This window comes from Thermodesulfobacteriota bacterium, assembly GCA_040756475.1.
Taxonomy (GTDB): domain Bacteria; phylum Desulfobacterota; class Deferrisomatia; order Deferrisomatales; family JACRMM01; genus JBFLZB01.
Genome location: JBFLZB010000044.1, coordinates 19,914 through 27,769 on the forward strand (window position 1 = coordinate 19,914; position 7,856 = coordinate 27,769).

9 protein-coding genes are annotated in these 7,856 nt (G+C 71.6%); 3 read left to right on the plus strand and 6 right to left on the minus strand.

The window, feature by feature from the left end; all coding sequences use genetic code 11:
- Window positions 1–60: 60 nt before the first annotated feature.
- Both AB1578_08610 and AB1578_08615 read left to right on the plus strand, forming a co-directional pair.
- The gene (locus AB1578_08610) at window positions 61–795 is read left to right on the plus strand and encodes a hypothetical protein (GenBank protein MEW6487962.1); all 735 of its coding nucleotides are present in this window, start codon (window positions 61–63) and stop codon (window positions 793–795) included.
- A gap of 134 nt (window positions 796–929) precedes the next feature.
- Complete coding sequence (locus AB1578_08615) at window positions 930–1,421, plus strand: hypothetical protein (protein MEW6487963.1); 492 nt, start codon at window positions 930–932, stop codon at window positions 1,419–1,421.
- A gap of 109 nt (window positions 1,422–1,530) precedes the next feature.
- Here AB1578_08615 and AB1578_08620 read toward each other — a convergent pair whose 3' ends face one another.
- The 6 genes from AB1578_08620 to AB1578_08645 all read right to left on the minus strand — a co-directional run bounded on the left by AB1578_08620 (window position 1,531) and on the right by AB1578_08645 (window position 6,308).
- Complete coding sequence (locus AB1578_08620) at window positions 1,531–1,914, minus strand: hypothetical protein (protein ID MEW6487964.1); 384 nt, start codon at window positions 1,912–1,914, stop codon at window positions 1,531–1,533.
- Window positions 1,915–2,021: 107 nt separating this feature from the next.
- A complete protein-coding gene (locus AB1578_08625) occupies window positions 2,022–3,098 on the minus strand; it encodes a M20/M25/M40 family metallo-hydrolase (GenBank protein ID MEW6487965.1) in 1,077 nt (358 codons plus the stop codon).
- Window positions 3,098–3,625 carry a GNAT family N-acetyltransferase gene (locus tag AB1578_08630; protein ID MEW6487966.1) on the minus strand — a complete coding sequence of 176 codons (528 nt, stop codon included), beginning with the start codon at window positions 3,623–3,625 and terminating at the stop codon, window positions 3,098–3,100. Before AB1578_08630 ends, AB1578_08625 begins: the two co-directional genes overlap by 1 nt.
- Before the next feature lie 2 nt (window positions 3,626–3,627).
- The gene (locus AB1578_08635) at window positions 3,628–4,905 is read right to left on the minus strand and encodes a penicillin-binding transpeptidase domain-containing protein (GenBank protein ID MEW6487967.1); all 1,278 of its coding nucleotides are present in this window, start codon (window positions 4,903–4,905) and stop codon (window positions 3,628–3,630) included.
- A 4-nt stretch (window positions 4,906–4,909) separates the two neighbouring features.
- Window positions 4,910–5,941: a TIGR00730 family Rossman fold protein gene (locus AB1578_08640; GenBank protein ID MEW6487968.1), complete on the minus strand. Its 1,032-nt coding sequence runs from the start codon at window positions 5,939–5,941 to the stop codon at window positions 4,910–4,912.
- 46 nt (window positions 5,942–5,987) lie between these two features.
- Complete coding sequence (locus AB1578_08645) at window positions 5,988–6,308, minus strand: hypothetical protein (GenBank protein MEW6487969.1); 321 nt, start codon at window positions 6,306–6,308, stop codon at window positions 5,988–5,990.
- Between the two features lie 233 nt (window positions 6,309–6,541).
- Between AB1578_08645 and AB1578_08650 the strand changes: the two genes are divergently transcribed.
- Window positions 6,542–7,783, plus strand: a complete 1,242-nt coding sequence (locus tag AB1578_08650; GenBank protein ID MEW6487970.1) for a molybdopterin-binding protein — start codon at window positions 6,542–6,544, stop codon at window positions 7,781–7,783.
- Window positions 7,784–7,856: the final 73 nt, after the last annotated feature.

Sequence of the window (7,856 nt, forward strand, 5' to 3'; positions counted from 1 at the left end):
GCGCAATCCCCAAAGGCCGGTATGCTGCGCCCTGTGCCGCCCACCGCACCGGAGCAGCCCGTGACCCGCCGCCACCCGCATCACCACCCCCGCCCGGCACCCGCCCCCTCCCCCGCTCCGGCGGCGGGCCCCGCGGCGCCCCGCCTGGAGGTCGTCGTCAAAGCAGACACTGCCGGCACCCTGGAGGCGGTCACCCAGGGCCTCTCCCGGACCACCCCGGGAGACGGCGAGCTGCGCATCATCGGCGCGGGCCTGGGTGAGGTGGCCAAGTCCGACGTCCTCATGGCCACCACAGGCAGCCGGCTCGTGCTGGGGTTTCAGGTGCCTGTCGGCCCCCGGGTCGAGGAGTACTCCCGGGAACAGGGGGTGGAGATCCGCCTCTACCAGGTGATCTATACCCTCCTGGAGGAGGCCCGGAACCTCCTGCAAAGCCTCTCCCCGAAGCAGCCCGTCGAGCACATCGTTGGACGCGCCAAGGTGATCGCCCTCTTCAAGGGCAGCCGCAAGGGGATCATTCTTGGGTGTGAGGTCACGGAGGGCCGCCTGGCCGTGGGCGAGCGGTTTCGCGTGATCGACCCCGCGGGCCCGATCCACGAGGGAAGGATCGGGTCGCTGCACATCGGGCCCGACGCCGTGCGCGAGGCCCGGCCCGGCCAGCAGGCGGGGCTGAAGATCGAGGGCTTCCAGAAGGCGCGGGTCGGGGACTGGGTGGAGTGCTTCCGCGTGACTGCCCCTGGAGGACCTCCCCCCTGGACCCCTCGCCCGGGAGTCCAGCGAACCGAGAATTCCCCTTGACCCGTGGGGCCGTCCTGATAGCATGCGCGCCGCCACCGGTTTCTCGGAAACGCCCCCCCGGGGGCGGGGCCTACCCCAGGAGCGGCCGACGCCGCCCGCCCGGCTCACCGCAGAACGGCGGCGGAGACCCCCGCGTGACTCTCTGCTCCCGATGCGCCTCCACCGGCAAGACCTGCTGCCAGCAGACCGACATCCTCGTGACCCGGGCAGACGTGACCCGCATCCGGCTCCACAGCGGCCGGGACGATTTCTACGAACACCGACCCCCCGAGGACCCGGAGTGCCTCGGGGACGAGGGCGACCCCAACTGGCTCCTCTACACCCTGCGCCTCGACGGCACCCGCCGGGTGCTCCGCCAGACCACGGCCGGCGACTGTTGCTTCCTCACGTCCTCGGGGTGCGCCCTGCCCGGGGAGGTGCGGCCCCTCGTATGCCGCCTCCACCCGGTCACCTACACCGAGACCGGGCTGACGGGGCTCTACCCCGGATGCCCCGAGGAACTGGCCGAACCGGGGCAGGCACTCCTGCAGGCCATCGGCATGGACCTGGGCACGGCCCGCCGGTGGTGGGAAGAGCTCTACCGGGAGCTGCGCCAGGAGCTGCGGCCCGTGGACCGGGCCGCCTAGAAATCCCCGCTGGAACATGGAGGGCTCTGGGCAAGGTGACGGGATCCTGCGCCGCCGGAGGGGAGGCTCCCGGCCCGCACCGGCCTCGGGGGTCTGACGCGAGCCCTCGTCAGTCCTCGTCCTCTGCGGGCTCGAGCAGTCCCTGCTCCTCCAGGTAGAGGAGGTGCTCGTCCAGCACGTCCTCGATGGTGGCGGGCTCGGCCCCCGTGAGGCGACTGACGAAGGTGACCAGGCGGTCGTCCAGGTCCTCCAGGGCATCCAGATCGGCGTCGATGGCCGGAACGAGGTCGGCATGCGCCTCGCGCAGCTGGCGGATCTCTTCGAGGAAGTCCGCGCCCTCCTCGTCGTCCTCGACCACTTCCACAACCCCCAGGGCCGCCTGGAAGAGAAACTCGGCTTCCAGAATCTCCTCGACCACGCCGGGCTCCATCCCCGTGCGCTCCGACACGACCCGGGCGGCTTCTTCCACGTCGTAGACTTCCACTTCTTCCATCGGCGCGTCTCCTCTTGGCGGCACGGGCGTCTCGGATGAGGCCGAAGGGTAGCACGCCCCGGCAGGGCTGCAACAGCGCCTGCCCGAGCCCGACGCCGGGGGGCGCCTCAGGCGGAGCGGAAGGCCCGGGCCAGGGAGACGAAGAGCCGAGCGGCCTCCAGGATTTCGGGAAAGGCGACCCGCTCCTCCTCCGTATGGGCGTACTCGAGGCTGCCGGGGCCGAGTACGGCCGTGGGAACCCCGGCCGCGTGAAAGAGGTTGCCGTCGCTATGGCTTCGAAAGATCCCCACGTCGCGACCCCCCGCCCCCCGGAAGGCCCGGACCAGGGGGTCGTGCTCCGGCAGCACGAAGCCCTCGTGGCGGCAGGGATAGGCCACGGAAAGCCCCTTCCCCCCCGCAGCCGCGGCCACCCGGTCCACCGCGGCCACCACCCGGTCCACGGGGTGCCCCGGGGGCACGTGCACGTCCACCCAGGCCGCGGCCCGGGCGGGCACCGCGAACCCGGGGTTGGAGGTCTCCAGGTGGCGGATGCTCAGCACCGGACCGCCCTCTCCCCCCAGGGACGGCTCCTGGAGCATGGCGTGGAGCACCGCCAGAACCGCTTCGGCGGCGTTTCGTCCGAGCTCGGGCACGCTGGCGTGGGCCCGGCGCCCCCGGGCGGAGATCGCCGCCTCCACATACCCATAGTGGCTCGTGCAGAGCTCGAGCCCCGTGGGTTCGCCGATCACGGCCCGACCGGGCCGGGCCTCCCGTAGGAAGGCGGCGGAGCCGTCTCCGTCCTCCTCCTCCCCCACCACCAGGGCGAGCCCCACCTCCTGGCCCAGGCCAGCCTCCCGGAGGACCAGATACGCCTCGAGGAGCGCCGCACACCCGCCCTTCATGTCGGCCACCCCCAACCCGCGAACCCAGCCCCCGTCCAGATCCTCGGGGCCGAAATCCTCCAGGTCCCAGGCATCCACGGTGTCCACGTGGCCGACGAAGACCAGGGGGGCGTTGGGATTGCCCAGCACCAGGTTGTACCGGTCCTCGTCCACCGGCTGCACCCCGTAGGGGCACCCCTCGTCGGCGCACACGTCCTCCAGGTAGGCAAGGACCTCCTGCTCCTTGCCCGAGGGGCTGTACCGCGCAACCAGGCCCCGGAAGACTTCGCTGAGGCGCTCCGGGCGCACCCCTGCCCCGCCCATCAAGACCCCTTCTTGTGCCGCTTCCGGCGCAGCTCGTCGAGGTTCATGCTGAGATACACGTGGGGGTGGGGGTGATCGAAGCCCTGGGCGCGAAAGAAGGCCAGGGCCAGCTTGTTCTTCGCATCGGTATCCACCAGGAGGATGCGCACCCCTTGCTCGACCATGCGGTCCGCCAGGCGGCGGACGAGCCGGTCGCCGATACCCAGCTTGCGAAACTCGTCGTGCACGGCCATCCAGACCAGGTACCCGTACTTCCAGGGGGAGCGGGGCTTGGTCACCGTGGTCCCCATGGCGAAGCCCACTACCTTTCCCGACTCCCGGTCCTCGGCCACGAGGCAGTACTCCGGCTCGGTGGTGAAGAGCCCCGTGACCTCGTACTCGTCCCAGGTGCGGTAGAGGTTGGGCGTCTCGGAGGTAAAGGTCCGGTCCCCCATGTGGAACACCACGGGGAGATCGTCGATCTCCATGTCGCGGATCTCCAGCTCGGGCCGGCGGGAGGGTTGGAGCGGTCTGGGCGCTTCGTTCATGGTCACATCCCGAAGAATTCCTTCATGACGGCCTGCGCCACATAGGTGCCCTTGATGTGCCACAGGTCGTGATTGACGATGAGACTGGCCACCGCGATCTTGGGCTCCTCGAGGGGGGCGAACCCGACGAACCACTCATACTTCCCGGGGGGATCGTCCCCCGTGAGGCTCCCGGTCTTGCCCGCCACCCCGACCTCGCGGCTGAGCTTTCGCGCGTACCGCCGGAACACCTTGGCCGAGGTCCCCCCGGTGACGGTCTGCACCATCATGTCGCGCACCTGGGCCGCCACCTCCGGCGTGGTCGCGCGCGCAAGGGCCTCGGGCCGGGCCTGGTACACCACGGCGCCCGCCCCGTCCTCGATGGAACCTACCAGGTAGGGCCGCATCATCGTGCCCCCGTTGCCCACGGCGGCGGCCAGCAGCGCGGCGTGCACCGGGCTCAAGTACACGCCTCCGAAGCCCGCCGCCACCCGTCCCAGGGGATAGCGCTCCAGGGGTACCGCGGCGCGGCTCTCCTGCAAGGGGAACTCGAGAGGAATCGCCCGGTTGAACCCGAAGCGCTCCAGGGCGTCCTCCAGCCGTTCGGCCCCGAGCTCCACCCCCAGCTTGGCGAAGACCACGTTGTTGGAGCTGCCCAGGGCCGCGGCCACGGTGCTCACGTTGTTCTCCCGGGAGCGGTTTGTCGGCTCGATCTTGCGCGGGTAGAGGCGGTAGGGGTTGCCCTCGTAACGGATCGCCGTCTCCGGGGAGGCGAGTCCCGCCTCCAGCACGGCCGCCGCGGTAATCACCTTGGTGAGGCTGGCCGCCGGGTAGGTGGCCCGCCGGCAGAAGTCCCGGAGCTCGGGCTCCTCGTGGGAGTACTCGGCCAGCGCCAGGAGCCTCCCGGTGGCGGGCTCCACCGCCACGAAGGCCCCGTAGGGGACGCGGTAGCGCCGGAACACGGCGAGCGCCTGCTCCTGGAGCTCCGGATCGAGGGTGTAGCGCACCCGGTGGTCCCCCACCCACTCCTCGTAGCCCCCCTCAGGCGCCGGGACCGGGGTGGGCCAGGGGATGTCGCACAGGATGTCCCGGCAGACCTCGGCCGGATCGGGCGCGGGCATCTCCCGGGCCAGGTCTCCCGTGAGGGGCCCGGGAGTCTCCCAGCGGGGAGACAGGCGTCCTGCGGCGTAGCCGCTCAGGACCAGGAGGCCGAGCACGAGCGCCGCCAGCCGTCGCCGGCCCCGGCGCCGCTCCCGGGAGGCGCCCAGGCCTTCTTGCAGGTCTTCCCAGCGGTCGCGCATGGGGTCAGAGGTCGTTGATGGCGTCGATCAGACGCCGCAGGCCGCCGAAGTCGTGGCGGGCGAAGTCCACCACCAGGCGAGGGAGCTCGCCGAGCTCGGGCTCGTCGGCTTCGGCTTCGAGAGGACCCGAAAGCTGCATCCCCCCCTGGGGAGTGAGAATCGAGGCGAATCGGGTCTCCAGGTCCTGCACCGCCGCCTCCGGGATCTCCGAGGTCAGGCGAAGGACGAGCCTTCCGTTGACCCACCGCAAGCTGTGGTAGCGCCGGTAGAAGTGGTCGATGGCGCGAACGCCGTCCTCCACCGAGTCCACGCGGGTGAAGAGGCTGAAGTCCGACTCCGCGATGTATCCCTCCGACAGGAGCTCTTCTTCGAGGAACCGGATCCAGCGGTTCCAGTACGTACCGCCGGGCTCGTCCACCAGCACCAGCGGCAGGGGAGGCCGCTTGCCCGTCTGGATCAGGGTCAGGGTCTCCATGGCCTCGTCCAGGGTGCCGAACCCCCCGGGGAAGAGGGCGATGGCGTGGGCCTCTCGCAGGAACGCCACCTTCCGGTTGAAGAAGTAGTGGTAGTTGATGAGCCGGGGATTGCCCACGAGAATGGGGTTGGGCTTCTGCTCGAAGGGCAGCTGGATGTTGACCCCGAAGGAATTCTCGGCCCCCGCCCCCTCGTTGGCCGCCTGCATGATCCCGCCGCCGCCCCCGGTAATCACCATGTACCCCGCCTCCGCGAGGCGGCGGCCGAAGAGCCGGGCGATCCAGTAGATGGGCTCCTCGGGCCGGGTGCGGGCCGAGCCGAAGACCGTTACCTTGCGCACGCGCCGGTAGGGCCCGAAGACCTTGGTGGTGAAGCGCATCTCCTTGAGCGAGATGTTCATCAGCCGCAGGTCGGCGCGGGCCTCGCTCTCCTGGCCCGCCTTGAGGGCGGCCAGGATCATCTCCCGCACCAGCGCGGGATGGTGCACCGGCCCCGCTTGCTCCAGGAGGCGGTCGATGGCCTCGTCCACGGGGCCGTTGGTCCGGGTGAACGAAAGTCGCATGGGTTCCTTTCCCCCGCCGAGAATCGCAGCGTCTGGACCGATCGGGTCAGTGGAGCGTGTGCCCCCGGTGGTCGTCGTCGCCGGAGCGCTCCCGGCTGCCGACGGTGTGCCGGTGGAGGTGGGCGACCTGCCACCGGGCGATGCCCCGGCGAGCCCACAGGGTGCAGGCCACGGCCAGCGCGATGACCGTGGGGCCGAAGAAGAACGAGCCGATGGCCTGGGGGTAGAAGGCGGCCACGAGGAGGAGCTCGGCGACCAGGACCGCCAGAAAGCCCGCAAAGAACGGCCGCGGCCCGCCCCCGAAGCCACCCGCCGGGGGGCGCCGCCCCCTGCGAAAGTCCACCCGGATCACCTTGTTCCCTTCCACCGGCTCCTCCCCTCTTTGCCTCCGGACCCCCATGCTACCATCGCCTCCCGCCCGGGGAAACCTTCCCGGGTGACGGGTGACGGGTGACGGGTTGGACGTGCCACTGTCACACGGGCCGGGCTTGGGCTCCAGTTGACCGCCGACCGCTTCTTGGCGACGGGCGTCGGCTTCTCGCCGGATTCGCGCACTGCTATGCTCCTACCGGCCCCCGTTCTTCAAAGGAGGATCTCCCCGTGAACCAGCGCTCCGAAGTCCTCGTCGTCGGCAGTGAGCTCCTGCTTGGCCAGGCGGACGCCAACGGCCCGGAACTTGCCTGGCGCCTGGCCGCCCTGGGCTGCCCGCTGCGCCGCATCGGGGTGGTGGGCGACGAGGACGCCGAGCTGGAAGCCGCCCTGGCGGCGGCGGTGCGCCAGAGCGCCGTCGTGATCCTCGCGGGGGGGCTGGGCCCCACCGAGGACGATCGCACCCGGTACGCGGTGGCACGGGTCGTGGGCCGGCCCCTGGAGCTGCGCCCCGAGCTCCTCGAAGACGTCCGGGGGGCGTTTCGGCGCTTCGGCCGGGAGATGCCCGACTCCAACCGGGTCCAGGCCCTCCTGCCCTGGGGCGCCGAGGCCATCCCCAACCCGGTGGGCACCGCCCCGGGGTTCGCCCTGGAGGCCGGCGGGGCCTACCTGATCGCCCTTCCCGGGGTGCCCCGGGAACTTCGGTATCTGGTGGAAACGTGGGTCGAGCCCCGCCTTCGCGAACGGCTGGGGCTGGGGAGCGTGGTGACCCGGGTGCTCCGGTTCTCCGGAATCGGCGAGAGCCGGGCCGGCGAAGCCGTAGCCCATCTCATGGGACCTGGAAGAAACCCCTACGTGGGCACCCTGGCGTCTCCCGGCGAGGTTCGCATCGTCGTGACCGCCCGGGGAGCCGACGAAGCCCAGGCGCGCGGCCTCATCGCCGGCACGGAGCAGGAGGTGCGGGCTCGGCTGGCCAAGTACCTGTGCGGGGCCGACGCCGACACCCATCCCCGGGTGGCGCTTCGCGCCGCTCGCGAGGCCGGATGGACGGTGGCCTCGGCCGAGGGCTATACCGCCGGGATCCTGGCCCAGTGGCTTCGGGACGCCGAAGATCCCGCCTATCGGGGAGGCATCGTGCTCCCGGCCCCGTCGCTTCGGAGCTGGGCCGGGCTCCCGTCGGAAGCGGGAGACCCGGCAGAAGCCGTGCAGGCGCTGGCCCGCAGGGCCGCCCAGGCCCAGGGAGCGGCCGCGGGGGTCGCGGCGGGCCTGGGGGCCGAGCTGGGAGGGCAGACGGGGGAGAATCGGGGCTGGGCCGGGGTGTGGACTCCCGCCGGCAGCTTCGCCCGGGCCCTGCCGCTCGTCTTCGGGGGCCCGGGGGAGCGCGAGCGCCTGTGCCATCAGGCGCTGTTCGAGCTGCGCCGGCTGGCGGGCGGGAAGGTCGGCGAGGCTGGGTCTCGGACCATCGAGACGTGACTCGTGACCGGGCCGGGGGGGGGGGGGGCGGGCGGGGCGGCGCCCCGGGGGCGGGGGGGGGGGCTGGGGGGGG

Bases quoted from the DNA above. Each gene is read 5' to 3' on its own strand.
- AB1578_08620 (MEW6487964.1), bottom strand. From the start codon at position 1,914: ATGGAAGAAGTGGAAGTCTACGACGTGGAAGAAGCCGCCCGGGTCGTG.
- AB1578_08625 (MEW6487965.1), bottom strand. From the start codon at position 3,098: ATGGGCGGGGCAGGGGTGCGCCCGGAGCGCCTCAGCGAAGTCTTCCGG.
- AB1578_08630 (MEW6487966.1), bottom strand. From the start codon at position 3,625: ATGAACGAAGCGCCCAGACCGCTCCAACCCTCCCGCCGGCCCGAGCTG.
- AB1578_08635 (MEW6487967.1), bottom strand. From the start codon at position 4,905: ATGCGCGACCGCTGGGAAGACCTGCAAGAAGGCCTGGGCGCCTCCCGG.
- AB1578_08640 (MEW6487968.1), bottom strand. From the start codon at position 5,941: ATGCGACTTTCGTTCACCCGGACCAACGGCCCCGTGGACGAGGCCATC.